Raw genomic sequence first — 25,986 nt, forward strand, 5'->3', positions numbered from 1 at the left:
TTGTTAATTAATGGTTAATCAGGTGTATTTAATGAAAACTATTGCCTCAGCGCCACTGGCGGAAAATGTCATGATGCCGCAGTACGACCGCCAGCAATTAAAAACGCGGATTGTGCATTTTGGTTTCGGTGCTTTTCACCGCGCCCATCAGGCGTTATTGACCGACAGGGTGCTGAATGCGCAAGGCGGAGATTGGGGAATTTGCGAAATCAGCCTGTTTAGCGGCGATCGGCTGATGCGTCAGCTGCGCGAACAGGATCATTTATTTACGGTGTTAGAAAAAGGGGCTAACGGCAACCAGCCGATTGTTATCGGCGCCGTCAACGAATGTCTGAACGCCACGCTGGATTCGCTGACAGCCATTATTGAAAAATTCTGCGAGCCTCAGGTGGCGATTGTCTCATTGACCATTACTGAAAAAGGCTACTGTATCGATCCGGCAACAGGTTCGCTGGATCTCTCTAATCCGCGTATTATTCACGATCTGCAGACACCGGCTGAACCGCACTCCGCGCCCGGAATTATTGTTGAAGCACTGCACCGTCGACGTGAACGTGGACTGCAACCGTTTACCGTCCTCTCCTGCGATAACATCCCGGACAATGGTCACGTAGTAAAGAACGCCGTGCTGGGAATGGCGAAAAAACGCTCACCTGAACTGGCGCAGTGGATCCTGGCGCATGTCAGTTTTCCGGGCACTATGGTGGACAGGATCGTTCCTGCCGCTACCGAAGCATCACTGGCTGAAATTACCCACGAACTGGGCGTGGCCGATCCTTGCGCAATCAGCTGCGAACCGTTTATCCAGTGGGTGATTGAAGACAACTTTGTCTCTGGCCGCCCACAATGGGAAGCAGCGGGTGTGCAGATGGTCGAAAACGTCTTGCCATGGGAACAAATGAAACTGCGGATGCTGAACGGCAGTCATTCATTTCTCGCTTATCTCGGCTATCTGGCCGGATTCCAGCATATTAGCGAATGTATGCAGGACCGCGCATTTCGTGAAGCCGCTTACCGGCTGATGCTCAAGGAACAGGCCCCCACACTACAAATTACCGATGTGGATTTGGACCAATATGCACTAAGTCTGCTTGAGCGCTTTGCCAACCCGGCGCTGAAGCATAAAACCTGGCAAATCGCGATGGATGGTAGTCAGAAATTACCCCAGCGAATGCTGGAAGGGATCCGCGTACATTTAGCACGTCAAAGCGAGTGGCCGCTGCTGGCGCTCGGCGTCGCCGGCTGGATGCGTTACGTGAGCGGCGTGGATGACTCAGGCGCCGCAATTGATATTCGTGACCCGCTAAGTGAGAAGATTACCGCTCTGGTTAAACAGAGCACTGAATCAGAACGTGTCAGCGCCCTGCTTTCGCTGCGCGAAATTTTCGCTCCCGATCTCGTCCAGAATCCGCAGTTTGTCGCAGCGATTGAAAAAGCCTGGCAACGTATTACTCAATACGGAGCACATCAGGCTGTCATTACCACGTTAAATAATTAACGATTTCTGCCATTAAACCGGACGAAGTGCGTCTTCGTCCTCTCACCCCTTCTCTTTTTCGCCGTTTTTCGCCAGGATTGTTAAATGCCATTACGGTTATTTATGATTCTGGAGTAAATGTGACTAAAACCAATCTCATCACTGGTTTCCTTGGCAGTGGCAAAACCACCTCTATTCTTCATCTATTGGCGAACAAAAATCCCGCAGAGAAGTGGGCCGTGCTGGTCAATGAGTTTGGCGAAGTAGGCATCGATGGCGCGCTGCTGGCCGACAGCGGCGCACTGCTAAAAGAGATCCCCGGCGGCTGTATGTGCTGCGTTAACGGTCTGCCGATGCAGGTTGGCCTCAATACGCTGCTACGTCAGGGAAAACCTGACCGTCTGCTGATTGAACCCACTGGCCTCGGCCACCCAAAACAGATTTTGGATTTACTCACCGCACCGGTTTACGAACCGTGGATCGATCTGCGTGCGACCCTCTGTATTCTTGACCCGCGGCTGTTACTGGATGAAAAAAGCGTCGCCAATGACAATTTCCGCGACCAGTTGGCCGCCGCGGATATCATAGTGGCCAACAAAGCCGACCGCGCCACAGCGGAAAGCGAAAATGCCCTGCAAAGCTGGTGGCAACTCTACGGCGGCAATCGCCAGTTAGTTCACGCCGACCATGGGCAAATTGACGGTCAACTACTGGACTTGCCCCGACTAAACCTGGCGGAGCTTCCTGCAAGCGCTGAGCATACCCATAGTCATGCCGATAAAAAGGGGCTGGCGGCATTGAGTCTGCCTGCCCAACAGCGCTGGCGGCGCAGCCTGAACAGCGGACAGGGCCATCAGGCCTGCGGTTGGATTTTTGACGCTGACACAGTCTTCGATACCATCGGCCTGCTGGAATGGTCACGCCTTGCCCCCGTAGGGCGCGTGAAGGGGGTAATGCGTATTAAAGAAGGACTGGTACGCATTAACCGCCAGGGAGATGACTGGCATATTGAAACGCAAAATGTTGCGCCACCGGATAGCCGTATTGAACTTATTTCCGATACCGAGACCGACTGGAATGCGTTACAGGGCGCGTTGTTGAGACTTCGTTTAGATGGTGGCGCGTAAGGTTGCCTTCGTTTTATAGCAATGGTAAACGACGATGAAAACCCGATATCCTCTTATTCTCCTGCTTAATATTGCGGGTCTGGCGCTATTTCTGTCCTGGTATATTCCAACCGGGCATGGGGTCTGGTCCTCACTGGATACGGATGTTTTCCGCTTCTTTAATCAGAAGCTGGTGGAAAACCCGTTGTTTTTATGGATTGTTGCTATCACCAATAATCGGGCCTTTGATGGCTGCTCATTGCTGGCAATGGGCGCATTGATGCTGCACTTTTGGCTGAAAGAGGCGTCGGAAGGTCGCCGACGCATTGTGGCTATTGGCCTGGTAATGCTGCTCACCGCCGTGGTATTAAATCAATTGGGTCAGGCGCTAATTCCCGTTAAACGGGCCAGCCCTACTCTGATGCTGGATAATATTTATCGTGTCAGCGAGCTGCTGCATATTCCAACCAAAGATGCGTCCAGAGACAGTTTCCCCGGCGACCACGGTATGATGCTGCTTATTTTTTCCGCATTTATGCTGCGTTATTTCGGAAAAATCGCAGGCATAATCGGCCTTATTATCACTGTGGTTTTTGCCTTCCCGCGCGTAATGATTGGCGCTCACTGGCTCACCGATATCGTGGTCGGTTCCATGACGGTCGTCTTGATTGGACTTCCCTGGTGGTTAATGACGCCATTAAGCGACCGATTAGTCACGCTGTTCGTGAATTATCTGCCTGGTAAAAACAAACAATTTTCAAACAAATAACACAGAGTAATTAACATCATCAGGGATACTTCTGATTCCCTGATGATGCTTGCCGATATTTCATCATTCTGATTGTCATTCTCCTGTCACATTATTCATGTTGCAAATGAATGAGTTGCCTGTTTTTTCCTCTGATTGTTCTTATTTTATACAATGCCGTTTATTCACTTTCTGTATCAATTTTTCTTATAAGAAATCACGTAAAATCACTCGCAATGACCGGAGCGATCGGGTAATCTCGAACTCGTTTTGCCTCGCAGGGTAATTATTCTCTTTACGAATAAATTTGTGCGTTCTGCCACAGATTTGACCTTAAAGAATTGTCTCATCGTGCGATGGTAATTAGTCTCGTCACGTTTGGCATTTTTTATAACGATATTTATCGTTAAGGACTTCAAGGGAAAACAAACAAAATGGTCAAATCTCAACCGATTTTGAGATATATCTTGCGGGGCATACCCGCGATAGCAGTTGCGGTTCTGCTTTCTGCATGTAGCACAACGAACACCGCCAGGAATATGCATTCTGAGACGCATGCTGTGGGCAATGGAGATAACTCTTCACTGCAAGCCTCTCAGGATGAATTTGAAAATATGGTGCGTAATATTGATGTTAAATCACGTATTATGGACCAGTATGCTGACTGGAAAGGCGTGCGTTACCGCCTTGGCGGCAGCACTAAAAAAGGTATTGATTGTTCAAGCTTCGTACAGCGTACGTTTCGCGAGCAATTTGGTTTAGAGCTTCCTCGCTCAACCTACGAACAACAGGAAACGGGTAAATCCGTTTCGCGCACTAATCTGCGCACAGGCGATCTGGTTCTGTTCCGTGCTGGCTCTACTGGCCGACACGTCGGTATTTATATCGGCAACAACCAGTTCGTACATGCCTCGACCAGCAGTGGCGTTATCATTTCCAGCATGAACGAACCTTACTGGAAAAAGCGTTACAACGAAGCTCGCCGGGTCCTGAGCCGCAGTTAATTTCGTTTGGCAGCTATCCCTTGGCTATCCTGATGAGACATATAAAAAAGCACTGCTACGGCAGTGCTTTTTTTTGCGTTGCTTTTGTGACTAAGAAAAATCTCACAACATGAATCATTTCAGGTTATATTCATACAGGACAAATGGTTACTTCAGGTAAACATAAGGAACTATGTTAAGACGCTCCTCTTCTTCCGAACGTAAACTCCTGCTCACCTGCGTTATAACGGGGATAGTCGTCGCGTTACTCGTCAGCTCACTGCAGTTTTTTATGTCATGGCATCAACGAAACGCAAAGTACGACACGCTAACGTCTAACATACAAAGTTATATAGAAAGTTTCTTCGTTGACCTTGAAACCACCACCAACACGCTACAGCCTCTGGTAAAAGACACCTGCTCGCAAGCTTCAGCTCAACTCACTTCCAGCGCTGCGTTTAGCCTGAATGTTCGGGCCTTTTTACTGGTAAAAGACGGTATCGCTTTCTGCTCTTCAGCAACCGGTCCAATGAATACTCCTCTTCAGCAGTTGGTTCCCGTTCTGGACATGACGAAAGATATCGATATGGATCTCCAGCCCGGTACGCCAATGATGCCGAATAAACCGGCAATACTCATTTGGTATCGCAATCATTCATTACAGAACAGCGGCGTTTTTGCCACTCTGAATGTTAACCTGGCCCCCTATCTTCTCTATAACGCCAGGCAAGATGATTTCAACGGCGTAGCACTCATCGTCGGGAAGACGGCTATCACCACGTTTTCCGAACAATTAATCCCTGCGTCCAAACTCCCTGCCATCCCATCCTATAATGCACGGTTGTCTACATTCCCGTTGGAGGTGCGTTTTTACGCGGATCGGTGGACGTATAAAGATGTGGGATACGCCATCATGCTCGGATGCTTGGCCGGGATCATGACCGCCCTCCTTCTCTGGTACTACATCTATGCCGTCCGTTTACGCCCGGGGAAAGATATCCTTAACGCCATCAAACACAATCAGTTTTATGTGGTGTACCAGCCCGTCGTAGAGGTGCAAACGCTGGAGGTGAAAGGTGTCGAGGTACTATTACGCTGGCATCACCCGACCACCGGTGAGATCCCTCCGGATGCCTTTATTCACTACGCAGAATCACAGAAAATGATTGTGCCGCTAACCCAGCACCTCTTTAAGCTGATAGCCCAGGACGCGCCGATGCTACAAAAAGCATTGCCCGCGGGCGCAAAACTGGGGATCAATATCGCGCCAACGCACTTACACGGCGAGACGTTTAAAGATGATATTCAACGCCTGTACACTTGTCTTCCCGCGCACTTTTTTCAACTGGTGCTGGAAATCACCGAGCGGGATATGCTGCATCAACACAAGGCAATCGAGCTATTTGAATGGTTGCATTCAGCAGGTTTTGAAATTGCCATTGATGATTTTGGCACAGGTCATAGCGCACTTATCTATCTGGAGCGCTTTACCGTTGACTACCTGAAAATCGATCGCGGCTTTATTAACGCCATTGGGACGGAAACCCTGACCTCTCCGGTTCTGGACGCCGTGTTGACACTCTCTAAACGTCTTAATATGCTGACAGTTGCTGAAGGGGTTGAAACACCTGAGCAAGCCCGTTGGCTGCGCGAGCGTGGAGTACATTTTTTCCAGGGATACTGGATTAGCCGACCATTAAAGCTTGCTGATTTCGTGCGTTGGATGGCGCAGCCCAATAAGCCGACGTGGTGATCGCAGTATGCGAATCATAGACTCTCACTCGCCGCCGCATCTCTTATCTCTCAGGCATGATGCCTGTCGGGTTGTGGCAGGAAAAGGAAATCGCTTTTAATGATCCCTCGCGTATTGCTGCTGTTTATCGCCCTCATCGGGTTTAGCGCCGAGGCGCAGTCCATCAAAGAAAGCTATGCTTTTGCCGTACTGGGTGAACCGAAGTACGCGTTCAACTTTAATCATTTTGATTACGTAAACCCTGCGGCCCCCAAAGGCGGGCAAATCACTCTCTCCGCCATCGGCACTTTTGATAACTTCAACCGCTATGCAATGCGCGGTAACCCCGGTGCGCGTACCGAAACCCTCTACGATACGCTGTTTACTACCTCTGACGATGAACCTGGCAGTTATTATCCACTCATCGCCGACAGCGCACGCTATGCTGACGACTATTCCTGGGTGGAAATCGCCATTAATCCACGAGCGCGTTTTCATGATGGTTCTCCCATTACTGCCAGCGATGTCGCATTCACCTTCCACAAATTTATGACCGAAGGCGTGCCGCAGTTTCGTCTGGTCTACAAGGGAACAACGGTAAAAGCCATCGCGCCATTAACCGTACGCATTGAATTAGCCAAACCGGGTAAAGAGGACATGCTCAGCCTGTTTTCATTACCCGTGATGCCAGAGAAGTACTGGAAAGATCATAAGCTCAGCGACCCCCTATCATCACCTCCGCTCGCCAGCGGTCCTTATCGCATCACGAAATGGAAAATGGGCCAGTATATTGTCTATTCGCGCGTCAAAGATTATTGGGCCGCTAATCTGCCCGTCAATCGCGGACGCTGGAACTTTGATACTATCCGCTACGACTACTACCTGGATGATAACGTCGCTTTTGAGGCGTTTAAGGCCGGGGCGTTTGACCTGCGTCTTGAGAACGATGCCAAAAACTGGGCGACGCGTTATACCGGGAAAAATTTCGCGAATCATTACATCATTAAAGATGAACAAAAAAATGAATCCGCCCAGGATACGCGCTGGCTGGCATTTAATATTCAGCGTCCGGTGTTCAGTGACCGACGGGTGCGGGAAGCCATCACCCTGGCCTTTGATTTTGAATGGATGAATAAAGCACTGTTCTATAACGCCTGGAGCCGGACCAACAGCTATTTTCAGAATACCGAATATGCTGCTACAAAATACCCCGATGCAGATGAACTGGTGATTCTCGCCCCTTTGAAAAAAGATCTCCCTCCTGAGGTCTTCAGCCAAATCTATCAGCCGCCAAAATCAAAAGGCGATGGCTACGATCGTGAGAACTTGTTGAAAGCTGATACCTTACTGGAACAATCCGGATGGGTACTCAAGGGGCAGCAACGCGTAAACAGCGTCAGCGGTAAACCCCTGAGCTTTGAGCTGTTGCTCCCGGCGGGTAGCAACAGTCAGTGGGTGTTGCCGTTCCAACACAACCTGCAACGCTTAGGCATTACGATGAACATCCGTCAGGTTGATAACTCGCAAATCACCAACCGCTTGCGCAGTCGCGACTATGACATGATGCCAAGGTTGTATCGCGCGATGCCATGGCCGAGTTCTGACCTGCAAATTCTGTGGGCTTCTGATTATATTGACTCCAGCTACAACGCTCCCGGCGTGCAAAGCCCGGTAATCGATAACCTGATTGGCCAAATCATTGCCGCGCAAGGTAATAAAGCCAAACTTATCCCACTCGGTCGGGCACTGGACAGGGTTTTAACCTGGAATTACTACATGTTGCCGATGTGGTTTATGGCAGAGGATCGTATCGCCTGGTGGGATAAATTTTCGCATCCGGCTATTCGCCCAATTTATACCATTGGCCTCGACAACTGGTGGTATGACGTCAACAAAGCGGCGAAACTGCCCGCTGCCAGACGGCAGGGAGAATAAATGGGCGCTTATCTGATTCGACGCCTGCTGCTGGTGATCCCAACGCTTTGGGCGATCATTACGATCAATTTTTTTATCGTGCAGATTGCCCCCGGCGGCCCAGTTGAGCAGGCCGTCGCCGCTATTGAGTTCGGGCAAAGCGGGGCATTACCTGGTGCGGGCAGTGAAGGCGTTCGCGCCAGCCACGCGCAAACCGGTGTTGGTAACATTAGCGACAGTAATTATCGCGGCGGCCGGGGTCTTGACCCGGAAGTCATCGCCGAAATCACTCGGCGTTACGGGTTCGATAAGCCCATTCATGAGCGCTATTTCAAAATGCTTTGGGACTATATTCGTTTCGATTTCGGCGACAGTTTGTTTCGTAGCGCCTCAGTGCTGACACTTATCAAAGACAGCCTGCCAGTTTCCGTTACGCTGGGTCTATGGAGTACGCTCATCATCTATCTGGTGTCGATACCGCTTGGGATCCGCAAAGCAGTTCATAACGGCAGCCGATTTGATGTCTGGAGCAGCGCATTTATTATTATTGGCTATGCCATACCGGCCTTTCTGTTTGCCATTTTGCTGATCGTCTTTTTTGCCGGGGGTAGCTACTACGACCTGTTCCCGCTGCGCGGCCTGGTTTCCGCCAATTTTGACTCCCTGCCCTGGTATCAGAAAGTGACCGACTACCTTTGGCATATTACCTTACCCGTGCTTGCAACGGTGGTTGGCGGGTTTGCCGCACTGACCATGCTGACCAAAAACTCATTTCTGGATGAGGTACGCAAACAGTATGTCGTCACCGCACGCGCCAAAGGGGTCAGCGAGAAGAATATTCTCTGGAAACATGTGTTTCGCAACGCCATGCTGCTGGTAATCGCGGGCTTCCCGGCGACGTTTATCAGTATGTTTTTTACCGGCTCGCTGCTGATTGAAGTGATGTTCTCGCTTAATGGTCTGGGGCTACTGGGATATGAATCCACCGTATCACGCGACTATCCGGTCATGTTTGGCACGCTCTATATCTTCACCCTGATCGGCCTGCTGCTGAATATCCTCAGTGACATCAGCTATACGCTGGTCGATCCCCGTATTGATTTTGAGGGACGTTAATGTCGCGATTAAGCCCCGTCAATCAGGCCCGCTGGGCGCGTTTTCGCCATAACCGTCGCGGTTATTGGTCGCTGTGGATTTTTCTGGTGCTGTTCGGCCTTAGCCTGTGTTCAGAACTGATTGCCAATGATAAGCCGCTGCTGGTGCGCTACGACAACAGTTGGTATTTCCCCTTGTTCAAAAACTACAGTGAAAGCGACTTCGGCGGACCGCTGGCGACCCAGGCTGATTATCAGGATCCTTGGCTACAGCAGCGCCTGGAAGACCAGGGCTGGATCCTGTGGGCGCCAATACGCTTTGGTGCTACCAGCATTAACTTTGCCACCGATAAGCCCTTCCCTTCCCCGCCTTCGGCACAAAACTGGCTGGGAACGGATGCCAACGGCGGTGACGTGCTGGCGCGGATCCTGTACGGCACACGTATTTCTGTTCTGTTTGGTTTAATGCTAACTCTGTGCTCCAGCGTGATGGGGATAATGGCTGGCGCAATCCAGGGCTATTATGGCGGCAAGGTGGACCTGTGGGGGCAGCGCTTCATTGAAGTTTGGTCAGGTATGCCAACGCTGTTTCTGATCATTTTGTTGTCGAGCGTGGTCCAGCCTAACTTCTGGTGGCTGCTGGGCATAACGGTGCTGTTTGGCTGGATGAGCCTGGTGGGCGTGGTGCGCGCGGAGTTTTTACGCACCCGAAACTTTGATTACATTCGTGCCGCTCAGGCGCTCGGCGTGAGCGATCGCAGTATTATTCTGCGCCATATGCTACCCAATGCGATGGTTGCCTCTCTGACCTTTTTACCGTTTATTTTATGCGCCTCGATAACGACCCTGACCTCGCTGGATTTTCTTGGGTTTGGCTTACCGCTTGGCTCGCCATCGCTGGGAGAACTCCTGTTGCAGGGTAAAAACAACCTGCAGGCACCGTGGCTTGGCATTACCGCGTTCATCTCCGTTGCCCTGCTCTTATCGCTACTGATCTTTATTGGTGAAGCGGTACGCGACGCGTTCGATCCCAACAAGGCGATTTAAGATGACACAACCTCTGTTAGCTATTGACAATTTATCGGTAGGTTTTCGCCAACAGAACACCGTGCGCACCGTGGTCAACAGTCTGTCACTGCGCGTTGATGCCGGGCAAACGCTGGCACTGGTGGGTGAATCCGGCTCAGGTAAAAGCGTGACCGCGCTGTCTATTTTACGGTTGTTACCCTCCCCTCCGGTAGTCTACCTTTCCGGCGATATCCGTTTTCATGGCGAATCATTACTTCACGCCGATGAGCAAGTGCTTCGCGGCGTGCGGGGGAATAAGATCGCCATGATTTTCCAGGAACCAATGGTGTCACTAAACCCACTTCACAACCTGGAAAAACAGCTTTATGAAGTGCTGTCGCTGCATCGAGGAATGCGTCGGGAGGCCGCGCGTGCAGAAATACTGACCTGTCTTGATCGTGTCGGTATTCGTCAGGCGGCCAAACGACTCGCAGACTACCCGCACCAGCTGTCCGGCGGTGAACGCCAGCGCGTGATGATCGCCATGGCGCTGCTAACGCGACCGGAGCTGCTGATTGCCGATGAACCCACCACCGCGCTGGACGTTTCCGTCCAGGCGCAGATCCTGCAGCTGCTGCGGGAATTGCAGCGTGAGCTGAACATGGGATTGCTGTTCATTACCCATAACCTCAGCATTGTGAAAAAACTGGCCGATACAGTAGCAGTCATGCAAAACGGCCAGTGTGTTGAGCAAAATCATGCCGCACAGTTGCTCAGTGCGCCAACGCATCCCTATACGCAGAAATTGTTAAACAGCGAACCTTCCGGCGACCCGATACCTTTACCAGCCGGGCAAGCCCCGCTGCTGGAAGTGGAAAAACTGTGCGTCGCATTCCCCATCCGCAAAGGTATCCTGAAGCGTGTGGTGGACCACAACGTCGTGGTTAACAATATCAGTTTTTCTCTGCGACCCGGTGAAACGCTGGGGCTGGTCGGTGAGTCAGGGTCGGGGAAAAGCACTACCGGACTCGCGCTCCTGAGGTTAATCACCTCACAGGGAAGCATTGTGTTCGATGGTCAGGCGCTGCATACCTTAAATCGTCGCCAGCTGTTGCCGATCCGTCACCGCATACAGGTGGTCTTTCAGGATCCCAACTCCTCGCTGAACCCGCGCCTGAGCGTGCTACAGATTATTGAGGAGGGGTTGCGCGTTCATCAGCCTACCCTTTCAGCCGAACAGCGCGAAGCGCAGGTGAAGGCGGTAATGAAGGAAGTGGGACTGGATAGTGAAACGCGACATCGTTACCCGGCGGAGTTCTCTGGCGGCCAGCGTCAACGTATAGCTATTGCCAGGGCATTGATTCTCAAGCCCTCCCTGATCGTTCTGGATGAACCAACATCGTCGCTCGACAGAACCGTACAAGCGCAAATCCTGACGTTGTTAAAGTCTTTACAGGAAAAGCATCGGCTGGCTTATATCTTTATCAGCCATGATCTGCACGTCGTACGCGCGTTATGCCATCAGGTTATTGTGTTACGTCAGGGAGAGGTCGTGGAACAAGGGCAATGCGAGCACGTATTTAACGCGCCACAGCAGGCGTATACGCGTCAGCTACTTGCGCTAAGCTGACGCTCAAAACGGATTGTTGTTTGAAAATGGTTCTGCGATGGCCACGCCGAAATTTTTCAGTCTGCAGGTCGCGGCAAATTCATCCTGACGATTCACAAACAGACACGGCTCCCCTTCGCATTCCAGCACGGAACAAGGTACCTCAATGTCGCTGAGGGCTTGACTAAGTTTGTGCATGACTGACCATGCGCTGTCACCATCAGGGCTAAGCAATTTGAGAGCCACCAGGCTGTTTTCATTGCTCTGACCGTTGTGCGGAATCGGTTCAACCTTTGAACCTGCGAAACCCACCGACCAACGATAGCACTGCGGCAGACGATGAACGATTGAGAGTTGTAATGTCATCACTTTCTTTCCCTGGAAGTACAATCACTTCACAATTATTTTACATCAATATTAACACATTATTGACAATACGTCTTTAGACAGTTGGTAAACGTTTACACCCAGTCTTTACGACGCTTTCCGAACCCACTATTTAAATTTATTCAACGGTTCAGGCATGTTTCCGCGCTATATGTACTCGTTTCTGCGATCTAACTCAACCTTTTTAACTACAATGATGTGACTTTTTACATAAATTGATTTTACATAAAATAAACATACGCGGGGAAAATGATAGATTTGCGGTTGATGTACATCAACTCTGGAGGCCTTATGGCCCCCAGGTTGTGTAATAGATCACCGTTTTTTGGCGCGACTGGCGTAGAGATAGAAGAGAATTGAGCTGGTGGCGCAAAATGCTATCGACCATATCATTGGCCAGGCCGAGTTAAAGGTAGCCAGAGATAACAGCGCCCCAACGATAGCGCCAATGCCAAAGCGGAACGTCCCTGCCAGCGATGACGCCGTTCCCGCCATATGTGGAAATTCATCGAGAATCACCGCCATGGCGTTGGATGACACCATCGACACGCAGCCAACAAACGCCGCAACGCCTACCACCAGCGCCCAGAAGCCAACCCCGAACAATGCACTAAAGACCATCCAGCCTGCCATCACGAACTGGATCCACAGGCCAATACGGAACATATTCAATGCACCAACCCGCCGAACAAAGCGGCTGTTGATGATGGTCATCACGAACAGAAACACAATGTTCAGCGCGAAGTAATAGCCGAAATGCTGCGGTGAAACGTGGTTGATCTCAATGTAGACGAAGGGGCCGGCGCTCAGGAACGAGAACATCCCGGCAAAGCTGAACCCACTGGCCAGCATATAGCTCAGCACGCGTTTATGGCGAAACAGCGAGGCAAAGTTACCAATAGTGGTACGCAGGCGAAACGGCTGGCGACGCTCTACCGGCAAAGTCTCTTTGATCAGAGTAAGGATCATCACCGACGCCAGAATAGCGGCCACGGCGAGGATCCAAAAGATGTAGTGCCAGCTCAGCCATACCAGCACCCAGCCACCGATAATCGGCGCCATTAATGGCGCGATAGTCGTGACCAGCATGACGAATGACATCATGCGCGAAAACTCTTCTTTCGGATAGATATCACGCATCAGGGCGTTGATAACCACGCTCGCTGCTGCAGCAGCGAGGCCGTGGAAAAAACGCATCACGATCAGCTGATCGATGGTTTGCGCCAGTGCGCAGGCCACTGCCGCAGCCGCAAACACCAGCGTCCCGCCCAGAATCACTGGCTTGCGTCCAAGACTGTCTGCCATTGGACCATAGAACAGTTGACCCACTGCAAACCCCAGAATATAGGTACTGAGGGTCATCTGCGCGCTACCAGCTGGCACACCAAACTGTTCAGAGATAACAGGCAGCGCCGGAAGATACATATCAATCGACAACGGCATCAACATGGCTAGCAAGCCAAGGATAAAGACAATGGCAATTGACGAGTTCTGCCGGGTGGTCACATTTAGCTCCTGAAATTAACGCGGGGTTAAGTTAACGCTGGCAATTTCTTCTTCGGTCAAAGGACGATATTCACCCGGCGCCAGATCATCATCAAGCCTGATGTCACCAATCCGTTCACGGTGCAGTTCCACAACGTGGTTACCCACGGCGGCAAACATACGTTTAACCTGATGATAGCGCCCTTCGCTGATGGTCAAGCGCACCTGAGTTGGCGTAATGACTTCCAGCAAGGCTGGCTTGGTCAGGTCTTTCTCATTATGCAACTGTACACCATGGGCAAACTGTTCGGCGGTATCATCTGCCACTGGCGACTCCAGCGTCACCAGATAGGTTTTCTCGCAATGGTGACGCGGCGAAGTGATGCGATGCGACCACTGTCCGTCATCGGTCATCAGCACCAGTCCGGTGGTGTCGATATCAAGACGCCCTGCCGCATGCAGTTTGTAGGCCACCGGTTCATCAAGGAAATAGAGCACCGTCGGGTGATCCGGGTCATCCGTTGAGCATACATAACCCTGGGGCTTATTCAGCATAAAATAGCGTGGGCCATTTTGTTGAACCAGGGAATTACCGTCATATTCTACGTCGTGTTCTGGCAGCAGCTTAAAAGCGCTATTTCTGACGATTTCACCGTCGACGGTAACGCGGTTAGCACGGATCTCACGCCCGGCAATAGCGCGGCTGACGCCGAGTTGCTGAGCGATAAATTTATCAAGTCGCATGAGTGTGATTTTGCCTGTAAAAATACGAGAATCGGGTTTACGCCCGAAAAGTGGGACCGTTATCCGCCCAGTATAGCGGCGTTACACCATCCCTCAAGAGAAATGATTCATGGCATACTACTCCTTGTTATTGTTTATTTTAGTGAGCCCATGATTTTTACTCTTCGCCCGTACCAAAAAGAAGCTGTTGACGCCACGCTCAACCATTTTCGCCATCACCGCACGCCGGCGGTGATCGTCCTGCCAACCGGTGCGGGCAAAAGCCTGGTGATTGCCGAGTTGGCCCGCGTGGCGCGCGGTCGCGTACTGGTACTGGCGCACGTCAAAGAACTGGTCGCGCAAAACCACGCCAAATATTGCGCGCTGGGGCTGGAAGCCGATATTTTTGCCGCAGGTCTGAAGCGTAAAGAGAGCCACGGGAAAGTGGTATTTGGCAGCGTACAGTCGGTGGCACGTAATCTGGATGCCTTTCAGGGAGAATTCTCTCTGCTTATCGTCGATGAATGTCACCGTATTGGCGATGATGAAGAGAGTCAGTATCAGCAAATCCTCACTCACCTGACCAAAGTAAATCCCCACTTACGCCTGCTCGGGCTTACCGCCACACCTTTTCGTTTGGGCAAAGGCTGGATTTACCATTTTCATTATCACGGAATGGTGCGCGGCGATGAAAAAGCGCTGTTTCGCGACTGCATTTACGAATTACCACTGCGCTACATGATTAAACACGGTTATCTGACGCCACCAGAACGCCTTGACATGCCGGTCGTGCAATATGATTTCAGCCGCCTGCAGGCGCAGATTAACGGCCTGTTTAGCGAAGCGGACCTGAATCAGGAACTGAAAAAACAGCAGCGAATAACGCCGCATATCATCAGCCAGATTGTCGAGTTTGCCCAGACGCGTAAAGGGGTGATGATTTTCGCCGCCACCGTTGAGCATGCCAAGGAAATTCTGGGTTTGCTACCTGCTGACGATGCCGCGCTAATCACCGGGGACACGCCTGGCGTTGAACGCGACGTGTTAATTGAAGAGTTCAAAGCCCAACACTTTCGCTATCTGGTGAATGTGTCGGTCCTGACCACCGGCTTCGATGCCCCGCACGTCGACCTTATCGCCATTCTGCGCCCGACCGAGTCAGTTAGCCTTTACCAACAAATTGTCGGCCGTGGGCTGCGCCTGGCGCCGGGTAAAACCGACTGTCTGATCCTCGATTACGCTGGCAACCCGCACGACCTGTACGCGCCGGAAGTCGGTGCGCCGAAAGGGAAAAGCGACAACGTTCCGGTACAGGTGTTCTGCCCTGCCTGCGGCTTTGCCAACACCTTCTGGGGCAAAACAACGGCCGACGGCACGCTGATTGAGCACTTTGGCCGCCGCTGTCAGGGATGGTTTGAAGATGATGATGGCCATCGCGAACAGTGCGATTTTCGTTTCCGTTTTAAAAACTGCCCACAGTGCAATGCGGAAAATGACATCGCCGCCCGCCGTTGCCGGGAGTGCGACACGGTGCTGGTTGACCCGGATGACATGTTGAAAGCCGCGCTCAGGCTTAAAGATGCGCTGGTTTTGCGCTGCAGCGGGATGGCGCTACAAAATGGGCAGGATGAAAAAGGCGAATGGCTGAAAATAACCTATTACGATGAAGATGGCGCCGACGTCAGCGAACGCTTTCGCCTGCACACTCCCGCGCAGCGAACGGCCTTCGAACAACTGTTTATTCGCCCGCATACCCGAACGCCCGGCATTCCCTTACGCTGGATAACCGCCGCCGATATCCTCGCCCAGCAGGCGCTGTTACGTCATCCTGATTTCGTGGTGGCGCGCATGAAAGGTCAGTACTGGCAGGTACGTGAAAAGGTCTTCGATTATGAAGGACGCTTTCGTCGGGCACATGAATTACGCGGTTAATCGTACTTTTGATTGATGTGCCAGGCGTTTGAGTATAGAATCTCGCCCGCTTTTGCATACGCAAAGCAGATCACATACCTGTTGCTGGGTCGCCTGTAGCAGGAATTATTAAAGAGAGATTTAAATGTTTACTATCAACGCTGAAGTACGTAAAGAGCAGGGTAAGGGTGCGAGCCGCCGCCTGCGTGCCGCTAACAAGTTCCCGGCAATCATCTACGGTGGCGCAGAAGCCCCGATTGCTATCGAACTGGATCACGATGCAGTTATGAACATGCAAGCTAAAGCTGAATTCTACAGCGAAGTTCTGACCATCGTTGTTGACGGTAAAGAAGTTAAAGTTAAAGCTCAGGCTGTACAGCGTCATGCGTTCAAGCCGAAGCTGACTCACATCGACTTCGTTCGCGCGTAATCGCCTACAAGTTGAAAAAAAACCCCGCCTCGGCGGGGTTTTTTTATGGGGCTTATCGGTTGGCCGGATATGGCTTTACGCCGCCATCCGGCATTAACATTTTACTTCCCACCCGACGTGCGGCGCTGCAGCTGGTCGCGCAGGTTCGGTGGCGTACCTTTGATGGTCAAGGTGTCCGTCGCCGGATCCCAGAAAATACGTTCACCCAGTAACATGGCGTCGAAGTTAATAGTTAACCCACCGCCGCTGCCAGCAAATTTGGTTAACTGACGCAGCGTACTGCGATCCGCAGGGAAGCTCTCTTCCAGCTCGTAACCTTTATCAGCGGTAAATTCGCTGAAGCTAACTTCACTGACACCGGAAAGTTCTTTAGACAGCGACTCCAGCTCGATCTCTTCACCGGCTTGTAACTGCTCGTTGCAGTAGCTGTACACCTGCTGACGCACGTTCTGGCGTTCAGCTTTATCGAGCTGCGCCTCATTGGTAAAGTCATCGACAGCCTGCAGCAGACCACGGTTTTGCGCTTTGGCGTTCAGACCTTCGCTGGCACCGAGGAAATCCATAAAGAAATCGGCGACTTTGCGCCCTACCCGCCCTTTCAGGAACGTCAGATAGCGCGTGGACTCCGGGTTAGTTTCCCACTCGGTTAAATCAATGCGCGCCACGATATCCGCATGATTGATATCCAGATAGTGCGTCGGATTGATATCCAGATTTTCATTGACGCGCATGCTGCTTAAATTGTTCAGCACGGCGACCAACAGATACTCTACCGCCAGATATCGGTAATGGCAGAACAGGACAATGCCGCCGTCGGCAAAAGGATATTTCGCCAGCTCGTCCCGCAAGCGTCCGGTCGCGGCACGACTGAAAGCCAGAAAATCCTCTTCGCCCTGACGCTGTAAACGCAGCGTTTGCGCCAGTTCACTCTCTTCGCTAAACAGGCCATAGGCTTTATTCTTGGCGCTATATACCCGATGCAGCTCAGCCATCATCTCGACAACAGTCGCTGTCGGTTCCAGTAATGAATCGCGCAAGACCAGCTCAAGATTCTGCTCGTCACGTTTGATAAGCTGGTGCAGGGCAATCTGGTTGATATCCAGACTCATGATAAACTCTCCTTTTAGACCGGGCGGTATTCAACCACCTGCCGGGCAGTGACGCAATAGAAGATAAAAAAGCAGAAAAAAAACTGTCTGTACGGTAATATGTTGCCCTTTCATGAACAGACTGATTTCGATTTATGCCACAAATTTCCCGCTATAGTGACGAACACGTTGAACAACTGCTGAATGAGATGCTCAACGTACTGGAAAAACATAAGGCGCCGACCGATCTTTCCCTGATGGTATTGGGAAATATGGTAACTAACCTTATCAATACAAGCATCGCACCGGCCCAGCGCCAGGCGATTGCCAACTCTTTTGCCCGCGCATTGCAGTCTTCGGTAAACGACGACCAAGCGCATTAAGAGCCTGCTCCGGGGAAACGAACAACAGTTTATGGTAACTCATCGTCAGCGCTACCGTGAGAAAGTCTCCCAGATGGTTAGCTGGGGGCACTGGTTTGCCTTGTTCAACATTCTGTTGGCCGTGGTACTCGGTAGCCGTTACCTGTTTGTCGCCGACTGGCCGACAACGCTTGCAGGTCGCATTTATTCCTATGTAAGCCTGGTCGGACATTTTAGTTTTCTGGTCTTTGCCGCCTATCTGTTGATTCTGTTTCCCCTGACGTTTATCGTCATGTCCCAGAGGCTGATGCGATTCTTGTCAGCGATTCTGGCGACGGCTGGCATGACGCTGTTGCTCATCGACAGCGAAGTTTTCACCCGCTTCCATCTGCACCTCAACCCGATCGTCTGGGAACTGGTCATCAACCCTGACCAGAATGAAGCTGCGCGTGACTGGCAACTGATGTTTATCAGTGTGCCAGTGATTCTGTTAATTGAAATGCTCTTTGCGACCTGGAGCTGGCAAAAGCTACGTAGCTTGACGCGTCGCCGCCATTTTGCCAAACCGTTAGCCGCATTTTTCTTCATTTGCTTTATCGCCTCGCACGTGGTGTATATCTGGGCGGATGCCAATTTCTATCGCCCGATTACCATGCAGCGCGCAAACTTGCCGCTCTCCTACCCGATGACGGCGCGTAAGTTCCTGGAAAAACATGGTCTGCTGGATGCGCAAGAGTACCAGCGTCGCCTGATCGAGCAGGGGAATCCGGAAGCAGTATCCGTACAATACCCGCTCAGCGAACTGCGCTATCGTGATATGGGCACCGGCCAGAACGTCCTGCTGATCACCGTCGACGGCCTGAACTATTCACGCTTTGAAAAGCAGATGCCTGCGCTGGCTGAATTCGCCGGGCAGAATATCTCCTTTACGCGTCACATGAGCACTGGCAACACCACGGATAACGGGATTTTTGGCCTGTTCTATGGTGTATCGCCAAGCTACATGGACGGCATTTTATCGACCCGAACGCCTGCGGCGTTGATATCCGCGCTGAACCAGCAGGGTTATCAGTTAGGGCTATTCTCCTCGGACGGCTTTACCAGCCCGCTATATCGCCAGGCGCTGCTGTCAGATTTCTCCATGCCAAGCGTGCAAACGCAATCTGACGAACAAACCGCAAGCCAGTGGATTAACTGGCTGGGACGCTACGCGCAGGAAGATAACCGCTGGTTCTCGTGGGTCTCCTTTAACGGGACGAACCTTGATGACAGCAACCAGAAGAATTTTGCCAAACGCTATGCCAGCGCCGCTCAGGATGTGGATGCCAACATCAACCGCGTTATTAGCGCCCTGCGCGACTCAGGTAAACTGGATAACACGGTGGTGATTATTACCGCAGGTCGGGGCGTACCGCTGACGCAGGAAGAGAACAACTTTGCCTGGTCACGCGGTCATCTGCAGGTTCCTCTGGTTATTCACTGGCCGGGAACGCCTGCCCAGCGCATCAATAGTCTGACCGATCATACAGACCTGATGACAACGCTAATGCAGCGCCTGTTGCACGTCAGTACACCTGCTAACGAATACTCACAGGGGCAGGATCTGTTCAATGCAACCCGCCGCCATTACTGGGTTACTGCCGCCGACGGCAGCACGATGGCCGTTACCACACCGGAGATGACGCTGGTGCTGAATAACAACGGTAATTATCAGACCTATAATTTACGCGGCGAGAAAATAAAAGATCAGAAACCGCAGCTAAGTCTGCTGTTACAGGTTCTGACGGATGAGAAGCGATTTATTGCTAACTGATTAATTATAAATCAGTTAGCGAGACATCCTCTTGCATTCGTAGCGGAAAGCAGTAGTATTAGCAGCCATAGCGTCGGCACGTAGCGCAGCCTGGTAGCGCACCGTCATGGGGTGTCGGGGGTCGGAGGTTCAAATCCTCTCGTGCCGACCAAAAATCCCCAAAAAAACCAACCCTCGGGTTGGTTTTTTTATGTCCATTATTCAGCATTCCCACCCTTTTCTGCACAGGTTTTACTACTTACCCATGCACAAATTGGGGTAAAATTTATCCTCTTATCAGCGCGATGAATCTGGACGATTGATGCGCTGAAAACAATAATGATACTAATAAAAACTCAGGAGAATAGTATGCCTGAAGCAACGCCTTTTCGGGTGCTGATTGTCGACGACCACCCACTGATGCGGCGGGGAATTAGTCAATTATTGCAACTTGATCCCGCCTTTAACGTAGTCGCGGAAGCGGGTGACGGTGCCAGTGCTATCGATCTGGCAAATCGCCTTGACCTTGATGTGATCCTGCTGGATCTCAATATGAAAGGGATGAGCGGGCTGGATACCCTGAATGCGCTGCGTCGGGACGGCGTCACCGCGCAAATTATTATTCTAACCGTTTCGGATGCCGCCAGCGATGTGTATGCCTTAATTGATGCCGGCGCGGATGGTTATTTGCTTAAAGACAGCGATCCTGAAGTTCTGCTGGAGGCCATTCGCAGCGGCGCCAAAGGCGGTAAAGCCTTTAGTACCCGCGTTAGCGAATATTTGCGTGAGCGCGACCTGTTTGGCGCCCAGGAAGATCCATTCAGCATTCTCACCGAACGCGAACTGGATGTGTTACATGAACTGGCTCAGGGGCTGTCGAACAAACAGATTGCATCAGTGCTGAATATTTCTGAACAGACGGTGAAGGTGCATATTCGCAATCTGCTGCGCAAACTCAACGTGCGTTCTCGTGTCGCTGCCACCATCCTGTTTTTACAAACGCGCGGCATGCAGTAATCAGATATTGCCCGATGGCGCTACGCTTATCGGGTCTACAAGTCACGTGCATTAGTAGGCCGGATAAGACGCTTTGCGTCGCCATCCGGCATCTTCCAATCTTACTTCTCCTGCGGCGTTAGCTGTTCCATCGCCTGCTTAATGCTGCGTTCTATCACCGCCCGACGAGTATCGTTGGCGGGTAATAATTTCAGCATCATCTCCCACGCCGCAACCGCCTCGCCAAAGCGCTGCTGTTCAAAAGCGTTAAACGCGTACATGCTGAGAACCCGCACGTTGGCATGTTCGCCGCGTACCAACTGGCGTAGCAGCTCCCCTCCCCGACGGTTATCGTCAGGATCGGAAGAACGGGTCAGCGCTTCCGCATAGCCCAGCGCAGCATCGCTGTTTTTCGGATCCAGTCGATAAGCATTGGCATAGGCTTCAGTGGCCGTACTGGCGTTACCAAGTACCATGCCAATGCGCCCAAGCATGATCCAACCTTCAACGTTGGCAGGATCGGCTTGTAAGCGAGTGCGCAGACCCAGCGCCAGACGTGTCATATCTTCTTCATTGAGCGGATCAGCTTTTGGATCCAACGCCCGCTCCAGCAGCGCCGGAGCCTGAGCGGTGGACTGTTGCCAGACCTGAACCTGCTTATAGTTGCCGGTTTCGTAATAGCTCACTGCGCCAACCCCCAGCGCCACCACGATGCCAGGCACAAACAACCCGAATCCACCGCGCTTGCCATCCGGGATAACGTCGTCAGGAAACGCCTCCTGTTTCACCCGAACGCGTCGGCGGGTACGAGCGAAAATAATCCAGCCTCCCAGACCAATGGCTACCACCGGCATTACCCACAGCAGCACGGTAAGCGGCGTCAATGGCGGATCGTAAGTGACGAAGTTGCCGTAACGCGCCACCATGTAATCAACAATTTCTTTCTGGCTTTTTCCTTCCTGCATCAGTTCGTACACTTTCTGGCGCAGGTCAGTGGCAATCATTGAGTTAGAATCAGCAATGCTGTTGTTCTGACATTTAGGACAACGCAGTTGTTCGGTAAGCTGACGGAACTGCTGCTCCTGCGCTTCGTCCTTAAACTGCATCACGTCAATAGTCGCCAGAGCGGATCCCGAGATAACCAGCATTAGCAGGCCCAGTAAAACTCTCATTGCGCAGCCTCCTTACTGTACTTATCCCACAACGGTTTGATCTCGCTTTCCCATACCCTGGCGTTTAAATCACCAGCATGGCGGTAGCGAATAATGCCTTTCCCGTCGATCAGAAACGTCTCCGGCGCGCCGTACACACCAAGATCCAGGCCAAGCATCCCATCGCCGTCAAACAGGCTCAGCGCATATGGATTGCCCAGCTCTTTCAGCCAGACAATAGCTTTCTGGCGATCGTCTTTATAGTTCAGACCCACCACCCGCACGCCCTGCGCAGACAGCTGATTCAGATACTGATGCTCTGCGCGACAGGTCGGACACCAGGTCGCCCAGACGTTCAGCAATACCGGTTTGCCCTGCGTCAGCACATCGGCCTGATAATGCTGGCCCGGATTTTCCAGCGATTCGAGGCGGAATGTTGGAACCGGTTTGCCAATCAGCGCCGATTCCAGATTCGTGGGGTCGTCCCCTTGCGCGTTGCGCGCTAACTGCCACAGCAGCGCCGCAGCAATAATGAGAAAAATAATAAACGGGATTAACAGTGCGTTGCGCTTCATACAGCCTCCGACGCATTTTTTTGCACCGCAGCGCGAGGACGCGTGCGCTGGCGATAGCGTGGATCAAACAGGCAGAACAACCCACCCAGCGCCATCAGCAATCCTCCGGCCCAAATCCAGCGAATAAACGGTTTATAATACAGACGTACAGCCCAGGCGCCGTTATCCAGTTCTTCGCCCAACGCAGCGTAAAGGTCACGTGTGAATCCGCCGTCAATTGCCGCTTCAGTCATCATCGAACTGGTGCTGTTATAGAAGCGTTTTTCCGCATGCAGCGTGGCTTCCGGTTTACCATCACGAGTGACGCCAATAATGGCAACGCCCCCCCGGTAGTTTGGTCCGGTAATATCTCTCACTTCGCGGAACGTAAACTGATAGTTATGGATACTGACGCTATCACCCGCCTTCATACGCACATCACGTTCAACGCTGTAGTTCTGGCTAAAGGCAATACCGACAATGGTGATCGCCAACCCTACGTGACCCAACACCATGCCCCAATAGCTTGGTGTTAACTTCGTTCCGCGGGAAATACGCAGGAACGCTTCGGCCATCGCCAGTACAAAAATCCAGCACGCCATCGCCAGGCCCACGACGGTCATCGCCGCAATGCGATCCTCAAACAGCCACGGCAGCAGCAGCGACAGGACAAGCGTGGTGACAAACGCGACAAGCAATAGTGTTTTCAGCTTACGCGGTCGGTCACGCCCCCAGCGCACTAATGGTCCAATCCCCAGCAACAGCGCGAACGGCGCCATTAGCCAGGTGAACATTGTGTTGAAGAACGGCTCGCCAATCGAAATACTGCCCAACCCGAGCTGTTTGTGCACCAGCGGCAGCAATGTGCCCAGTAGCACCACCAGCATGGCGGCAATCAGCAGAACGTTATTCCCCAGCAGCAGCGATTCACGTGACCACAGTGCGTTATTAACCCGCGAGCGAACCTTGTGACCGCGCACGGCAAACAGCAGCAGGGAGCCACCAATCACCAGCACCATGAAGGCCAGAATGAACATACCGCGCGACGGATCGGAGGCGAAGGCATGCACCGACACCAACACGCCAGAGCGCACAAGGAAAGTTCCTAACAGGCAAAGCGAGAAGGCGCAGATTGACAGCAGCAGTGTCCATGCTTTAAAGCTGGCGCGCTGTTCTGTCACCGACAACGAGTGCATCAGCGCCGTTCCCACCAGCCATGGCATAAACGAGGCGTTTTCGACCGGATCCCAGAACCACCAGCCGCCCCAACCCAGCTCGTAATAGGCCCAGGCAGAACCGAGCACAATGCCCAGCGTCAAAAAGACCCACGCCGCCAGCGTCCACGGACGCGAAAAACGGGCGAAGGTGCTGTCCAGTCGTCCACTCATCAACGCGGCAATGGCAAAAGCAAATGCCACGGAGAAACCGACATACCCCATGTACAGCAACGGCGGGTGGAAAATAAGCCCCGGATCCTGCAACAGCGGGTTCAGATCGCGCCCTTCAATAGGAAAGTTAGGCAGCGTACGGGCAAACGGGTTGGAGGTAAACAGGATAAACAACAGGAAGCCGACGCTGACCATCCCCATCACCGCCAACACGCGGGCGACGATATCCAGCGGCATGCGCTGGCTGAACGCCGCGACGGCGAACGTCCAGCCACTCATCAGCAGCACCCACAGCAGCAGCGAGCCCTCATGCGCGCCCCACGTCGCCGCCACCCGATACCAGACCGGAAGCTGGGTATTGGAGTTGCTTGCGACGTAGGTGACGGTAAAGTCATTAACCACGAAGGCGTTGACCAGAATCAGGAACGCCCCCATCACACAGATAAATAACACCCAGGCAAAGGGCCGCGCGGAAGCCATCATCCGTACATCGCCGCGCGCTACGCCCCAAAGCGGATAGACCGACAGCAGTAATGCAACGCCAAGCGCAAGGCATAACAGCGCGTTGCCAATTTCAGGCATCATGACGTTTTATCCTTATAAACACTTTCCGGACGACGATGGTTTTCCTGCATCGCTTTTTCGACTTCCGGCGGGGTGTAGTTTTCATCATGTTTGGCCAGAACCTCTTTGGCCTGCACATGATTTCCCCCGTCCAGCTCGCCCTGAACGACGACGCCCTGCCCTTCACGGAACAGGTCCGGCAGAATACCTTCATAGGTTACATCCACCACACCTTCGGCGTCATAGATGCTGAAATTCACTTTCAATGACTGCGGATCGCGCTTTACGCTGCCGGGCATAACCATACCGCCCACGCGCAGGCGCTGACCGACTTCAGGCATCTGCTGGGTTTCACGCTTACCGTAGAGTATCTCTCCCGGCGTATAGAACAGATCGATATTGGAACGCAGCGCATAGAGCACCAGCGAAATGGTCAAAGCCAGACCAGCAAGCACCGCACAGGCTATCCATAGCCGATTTTTACGTCGAATATTCACGCCGCCTCCCGTTGCACTTGCGCCGCACGCATACGCGCTTCTCTCGCCCGCTGCTGCGCCACACCGCGTAAGATTGCGCGATGCTGTAATGCAGAATGCAGCACCAGCGCCACCAGAGGAATAAGGGTCATGGCGACAGCCAGCCAGACATACAAGGCGTAACCGCCCATCGCGAAAAAATCACTCCATGATGCAAATGCAGGGGTCATTGGCGGCCTCTTTTTAAGATCAGTTCGCTCACCCAGGGGCGGCGTTTTTCCATCATCAAAATCAGGTTACGCATGCGCATCAGCGCCAGCGTGACAAACAGTAACAGGTAGCCGACGATAGCCAGACGCAGCGGCGCGCGCATTGCCGGATCGATGCTCTGCTGCATGCGGGTTGACCCCTGATGCAGCGTATTCCACCACTCAACCGAGTAGTGAATTATCGGTAAGTTGACCACGCCAATCAGCACCAGAATGCCGGCAGCACGCCCCGCCAGGCGGCGGTCATCAAACGCATGCCACAGCGCAATGGCGCCAACGTAGAGAAACAGCAGTACCAGTTCAGAGGTGAGTCGGGCATCCCAGACCCACCAGGTTCCCCACATCGGTTTGCCCCATGCGGAACCCGTCACCAGCGCAATAAAGGTGAACACTGCACCAATGGGCGCCATCGCAGCCAACGCCAGATTGGCCATTTTCATCTGCCAGACCAGGCCGACAAACGCGGCAACAGCCATTGATGCGTAAATTCCCATCGACCATATTGCCGCCGGAACGTGCAGATAAATAATGCGATAGCTCTGCCCCTGTTGATAATCTGCAGGCGCGAAACCAAAGCCCCAGATCAAGCCTGTAATCAGTACCACCGCGCTGGCAATCGCCAGCCACGGAATAAACCAGCCACAGATCTGATAGAGCCGAGGGGGCATCGCCAATTGATGAAGTGTTTTCCACATAGTTCAGTCACCAGACTCCATAATTAATATCCGTTTTGCCTGAG

24 protein-coding genes and 1 tRNA gene are annotated in these 25,986 nt (G+C 52.3%); 15 read left to right on the forward strand and 10 right to left on the reverse strand.

From position 1 onward, the window contains the following. The first annotated feature begins 31 nt into the window (after positions 1-31). From ACU8YC_RS05780 to yejF, 9 genes are all read left to right on the forward strand, one after another. Complete coding sequence (locus ACU8YC_RS05780; protein WP_151219857.1) at positions 32-1,498, forward strand: mannitol dehydrogenase family protein; 1,467 nt, start codon at positions 32-34, stop codon at positions 1,496-1,498. 119 nt (positions 1,499-1,617) lie between these two features. Then, positions 1,618-2,604, forward strand: coding sequence for a CobW family GTP-binding protein (locus tag ACU8YC_RS05785; RefSeq protein WP_210904554.1), 987 nt, complete (start codon positions 1,618-1,620; stop codon positions 2,602-2,604). Positions 2,605-2,638: 34 nt separating this feature from the next. After that, complete coding sequence (locus tag ACU8YC_RS05790) at positions 2,639-3,352, forward strand: phosphatase PAP2 family protein (RefSeq protein WP_151219859.1); 714 nt, start codon at positions 2,639-2,641, stop codon at positions 3,350-3,352. A gap of 413 nt (positions 3,353-3,765) precedes the next feature. Next, positions 3,766-4,335: a bifunctional murein DD-endopeptidase/murein LD-carboxypeptidase gene (gene mepS, locus ACU8YC_RS05795; protein WP_003027474.1), complete on the forward strand. Its 570-nt coding sequence runs from the start codon at positions 3,766-3,768 to the stop codon at positions 4,333-4,335. 172 nt (positions 4,336-4,507) lie between these two features. Continuing rightward, positions 4,508-6,067 carry a cyclic di-GMP phosphodiesterase gene (locus ACU8YC_RS05800; RefSeq protein WP_210904553.1) on the forward strand — a complete coding sequence of 520 codons (1,560 nt, stop codon included), beginning with the start codon at positions 4,508-4,510 and terminating at the stop codon, positions 6,065-6,067. 99 nt (positions 6,068-6,166) lie between these two features. Next, positions 6,167-7,981 carry an extracellular solute-binding protein gene (locus ACU8YC_RS05805; RefSeq protein ID WP_151219860.1) on the forward strand — a complete coding sequence of 605 codons (1,815 nt, stop codon included), beginning with the start codon at positions 6,167-6,169 and terminating at the stop codon, positions 7,979-7,981. Beyond that, positions 7,982-9,076, forward strand: coding sequence for a microcin C ABC transporter permease YejB (locus ACU8YC_RS05810; protein ID WP_003834575.1), 1,095 nt, complete (start codon positions 7,982-7,984; stop codon positions 9,074-9,076). Further along, positions 9,076-10,101 carry an ABC transporter permease gene (locus ACU8YC_RS05815; RefSeq protein WP_151219862.1) on the forward strand — a complete coding sequence of 342 codons (1,026 nt, stop codon included), beginning with the start codon at positions 9,076-9,078 and terminating at the stop codon, positions 10,099-10,101. The genes ACU8YC_RS05810 and ACU8YC_RS05815 overlap by 1 nt, the downstream gene beginning before the upstream one ends. Position 10,102: 1 nt before the next feature. After that, positions 10,103-11,692, forward strand: a complete 1,590-nt coding sequence (yejF, locus tag ACU8YC_RS05820) for a microcin C ABC transporter ATP-binding protein YejF (protein ID WP_151219863.1) — start codon at positions 10,103-10,105, stop codon at positions 11,690-11,692. Between the two features lie 3 nt (positions 11,693-11,695). Here yejF and ACU8YC_RS05825 read toward each other — a convergent pair whose 3' ends face one another. The 3 genes from ACU8YC_RS05825 to rsuA form a co-directional block, all read right to left on the reverse strand. Further along, positions 11,696-12,040, reverse strand: a complete 345-nt coding sequence (locus ACU8YC_RS05825; protein WP_087051313.1) for a YejG family protein — start codon at positions 12,038-12,040, stop codon at positions 11,696-11,698. 333 nt (positions 12,041-12,373) lie between these two features. Further along, on the reverse strand, positions 12,374-13,564 hold the full coding sequence (locus ACU8YC_RS05830; RefSeq protein WP_151219864.1) for a Bcr/CflA family multidrug efflux MFS transporter: 1,191 nt from the start codon (positions 13,562-13,564) through the stop codon (positions 12,374-12,376). Between the two features lie 15 nt (positions 13,565-13,579). After that, a complete protein-coding gene (rsuA, locus tag ACU8YC_RS05835; RefSeq protein ID WP_151219865.1) occupies positions 13,580-14,287 on the reverse strand; it encodes a 16S rRNA pseudouridine(516) synthase RsuA in 708 nt (235 codons plus the stop codon). 150 nt (positions 14,288-14,437) lie between these two features. On the opposite strand from rsuA, the gene ACU8YC_RS05840 reads away from it, so the two are divergent. Together ACU8YC_RS05840 and rplY are read left to right on the forward strand one after the other, a co-directional pair. Beyond that, complete coding sequence (locus ACU8YC_RS05840; protein WP_446895114.1) at positions 14,438-16,198, forward strand: DEAD/DEAH box helicase; 1,761 nt, start codon at positions 14,438-14,440, stop codon at positions 16,196-16,198. 124 nt (positions 16,199-16,322) lie between these two features. Then, a complete protein-coding gene (rplY, locus tag ACU8YC_RS05845) occupies positions 16,323-16,607 on the forward strand; it encodes a 50S ribosomal protein L25 (protein WP_006683755.1) in 285 nt (94 codons plus the stop codon). Positions 16,608-16,708: 101 nt separating this feature from the next. On the opposite strand, the gene yejK is transcribed toward rplY, so the two are convergent. Next, on the reverse strand, positions 16,709-17,716 hold the full coding sequence (yejK, locus tag ACU8YC_RS05850) for a nucleoid-associated protein YejK (RefSeq protein ID WP_151219867.1): 1,008 nt from the start codon (positions 17,714-17,716) through the stop codon (positions 16,709-16,711). A gap of 134 nt (positions 17,717-17,850) precedes the next feature. On the opposite strand from yejK, the gene ACU8YC_RS05855 reads away from it, so the two are divergent. From ACU8YC_RS05855 to narP, 4 genes are all read left to right on the forward strand, one after another. Further along, entirely contained in the window at positions 17,851-18,078 is a 228-nt protein-coding gene (locus tag ACU8YC_RS05855) for a YejL family protein (RefSeq protein WP_003027506.1), read from the forward strand. Positions 18,079-18,109: 31 nt separating this feature from the next. Then, positions 18,110-19,870, forward strand: a complete 1,761-nt coding sequence (yejM, locus tag ACU8YC_RS05860; protein ID WP_151219868.1) for an LPS biosynthesis-modulating metalloenzyme YejM — start codon at positions 18,110-18,112, stop codon at positions 19,868-19,870. Between the two features lie 74 nt (positions 19,871-19,944). Further along, positions 19,945-20,021: transfer RNA gene (locus ACU8YC_RS05865), tRNA-Pro, on the forward strand. A 197-nt stretch (positions 20,022-20,218) separates the two neighbouring features. Continuing rightward, positions 20,219-20,866 (forward strand): nitrate/nitrite response regulator protein NarP, encoded by a 648-nt coding sequence (gene narP / locus ACU8YC_RS05870; RefSeq protein ID WP_016153764.1) that lies wholly within the window; start codon positions 20,219-20,221, stop codon positions 20,864-20,866. Between the two features lie 101 nt (positions 20,867-20,967). Here the strand turns inward: narP and ACU8YC_RS05875 are convergent, their stop codons facing one another. The 6 genes from ACU8YC_RS05875 to ACU8YC_RS05900 are packed head-to-tail and all read right to left on the reverse strand — an operon-like array spanning position 20,968 to position 25,942. Beyond that, the gene (locus ACU8YC_RS05875) at positions 20,968-22,017 is read right to left on the reverse strand and encodes a cytochrome c-type biogenesis protein CcmH (RefSeq protein WP_252837776.1); all 1,050 of its coding nucleotides are present in this window, start codon (positions 22,015-22,017) and stop codon (positions 20,968-20,970) included. Further along, on the reverse strand, positions 22,014-22,571 hold the full coding sequence (gene dsbE, locus ACU8YC_RS05880) for a thiol:disulfide interchange protein DsbE (RefSeq protein WP_005129316.1): 558 nt from the start codon (positions 22,569-22,571) through the stop codon (positions 22,014-22,016). Before dsbE ends, ACU8YC_RS05875 begins: the two co-directional genes overlap by 4 nt. Beyond that, entirely contained in the window at positions 22,568-24,523 is a 1,956-nt protein-coding gene (locus ACU8YC_RS05885; protein WP_187253428.1) for a heme lyase CcmF/NrfE family subunit, read from the reverse strand. Before ACU8YC_RS05885 ends, dsbE begins: the two co-directional genes overlap by 4 nt. Beyond that, positions 24,520-24,999, reverse strand: coding sequence for a cytochrome c maturation protein CcmE (gene ccmE, locus ACU8YC_RS05890; RefSeq protein ID WP_016153767.1), 480 nt, complete (start codon positions 24,997-24,999; stop codon positions 24,520-24,522). The genes ACU8YC_RS05885 and ccmE overlap by 4 nt, the downstream gene beginning before the upstream one ends. Then, positions 24,996-25,208 carry a heme exporter protein CcmD gene (gene ccmD, locus ACU8YC_RS05895; protein ID WP_151219871.1) on the reverse strand — a complete coding sequence of 71 codons (213 nt, stop codon included), beginning with the start codon at positions 25,206-25,208 and terminating at the stop codon, positions 24,996-24,998. The genes ccmE and ccmD overlap by 4 nt, the downstream gene beginning before the upstream one ends. Continuing rightward, positions 25,205-25,942: a heme ABC transporter permease gene (locus ACU8YC_RS05900; protein ID WP_151224740.1), complete on the reverse strand. Its 738-nt coding sequence runs from the start codon at positions 25,940-25,942 to the stop codon at positions 25,205-25,207. The genes ccmD and ACU8YC_RS05900 overlap by 4 nt, the downstream gene beginning before the upstream one ends. Between the last annotated feature and the right edge of the window lie 44 nt (positions 25,943-25,986).

The organism is Citrobacter sp. VF227 (assembly GCF_052950715.1).

What these genes read in the sequence shown, in the direction of transcription:
- ACU8YC_RS05780 (WP_151219857.1), top strand. Translation starts at nt 32, where the DNA reads ATGAAAACTATTGCCTCAGCGCCACTGGCGGAAAATGTCATGATGCCG.
- ACU8YC_RS05790 (WP_151219859.1), top strand. Translation starts at nt 2,639, where the DNA reads ATGAAAACCCGATATCCTCTTATTCTCCTGCTTAATATTGCGGGTCTG.
- mepS (WP_003027474.1), top strand. Translation starts at nt 3,766, where the DNA reads ATGGTCAAATCTCAACCGATTTTGAGATATATCTTGCGGGGCATACCC.
- ACU8YC_RS05800 (WP_210904553.1), top strand. Translation starts at nt 4,508, where the DNA reads ATGTTAAGACGCTCCTCTTCTTCCGAACGTAAACTCCTGCTCACCTGC.
- ACU8YC_RS05805 (WP_151219860.1), top strand. Translation starts at nt 6,167, where the DNA reads ATGATCCCTCGCGTATTGCTGCTGTTTATCGCCCTCATCGGGTTTAGC.
- ACU8YC_RS05810 (WP_003834575.1), top strand. Translation starts at nt 7,982, where the DNA reads ATGGGCGCTTATCTGATTCGACGCCTGCTGCTGGTGATCCCAACGCTT.
- ACU8YC_RS05815 (WP_151219862.1), top strand. Translation starts at nt 9,076, where the DNA reads ATGTCGCGATTAAGCCCCGTCAATCAGGCCCGCTGGGCGCGTTTTCGC.
- yejF (WP_151219863.1), top strand. Translation starts at nt 10,103, where the DNA reads ATGACACAACCTCTGTTAGCTATTGACAATTTATCGGTAGGTTTTCGC.
- rsuA (WP_151219865.1), bottom strand. Translation starts at nt 14,287, where the DNA reads ATGCGACTTGATAAATTTATCGCTCAGCAACTCGGCGTCAGCCGCGCT.
- ACU8YC_RS05840 (WP_446895114.1), top strand. Translation starts at nt 14,438, where the DNA reads ATGATTTTTACTCTTCGCCCGTACCAAAAAGAAGCTGTTGACGCCACG.
- rplY (WP_006683755.1), top strand. Translation starts at nt 16,323, where the DNA reads ATGTTTACTATCAACGCTGAAGTACGTAAAGAGCAGGGTAAGGGTGCG.
- yejK (WP_151219867.1), bottom strand. Translation starts at nt 17,716, where the DNA reads ATGAGTCTGGATATCAACCAGATTGCCCTGCACCAGCTTATCAAACGT.
- ACU8YC_RS05855 (WP_003027506.1), top strand. Translation starts at nt 17,851, where the DNA reads ATGCCACAAATTTCCCGCTATAGTGACGAACACGTTGAACAACTGCTG.
- yejM (WP_151219868.1), top strand. Translation starts at nt 18,110, where the DNA reads ATGGTAACTCATCGTCAGCGCTACCGTGAGAAAGTCTCCCAGATGGTT.
- narP (WP_016153764.1), top strand. Translation starts at nt 20,219, where the DNA reads ATGCCTGAAGCAACGCCTTTTCGGGTGCTGATTGTCGACGACCACCCA.
- ACU8YC_RS05875 (WP_252837776.1), bottom strand. Translation starts at nt 22,017, where the DNA reads ATGAGAGTTTTACTGGGCCTGCTAATGCTGGTTATCTCGGGATCCGCT.
- dsbE (WP_005129316.1), bottom strand. Translation starts at nt 22,571, where the DNA reads ATGAAGCGCAACGCACTGTTAATCCCGTTTATTATTTTTCTCATTATT.
- ACU8YC_RS05885 (WP_187253428.1), bottom strand. Translation starts at nt 24,523, where the DNA reads ATGATGCCTGAAATTGGCAACGCGCTGTTATGCCTTGCGCTTGGCGTT.
- ccmD (WP_151219871.1), bottom strand. Translation starts at nt 25,208, where the DNA reads ATGACCCCTGCATTTGCATCATGGAGTGATTTTTTCGCGATGGGCGGT.
- ACU8YC_RS05900 (WP_151224740.1), bottom strand. Translation starts at nt 25,942, where the DNA reads ATGTGGAAAACACTTCATCAATTGGCGATGCCCCCTCGGCTCTATCAG.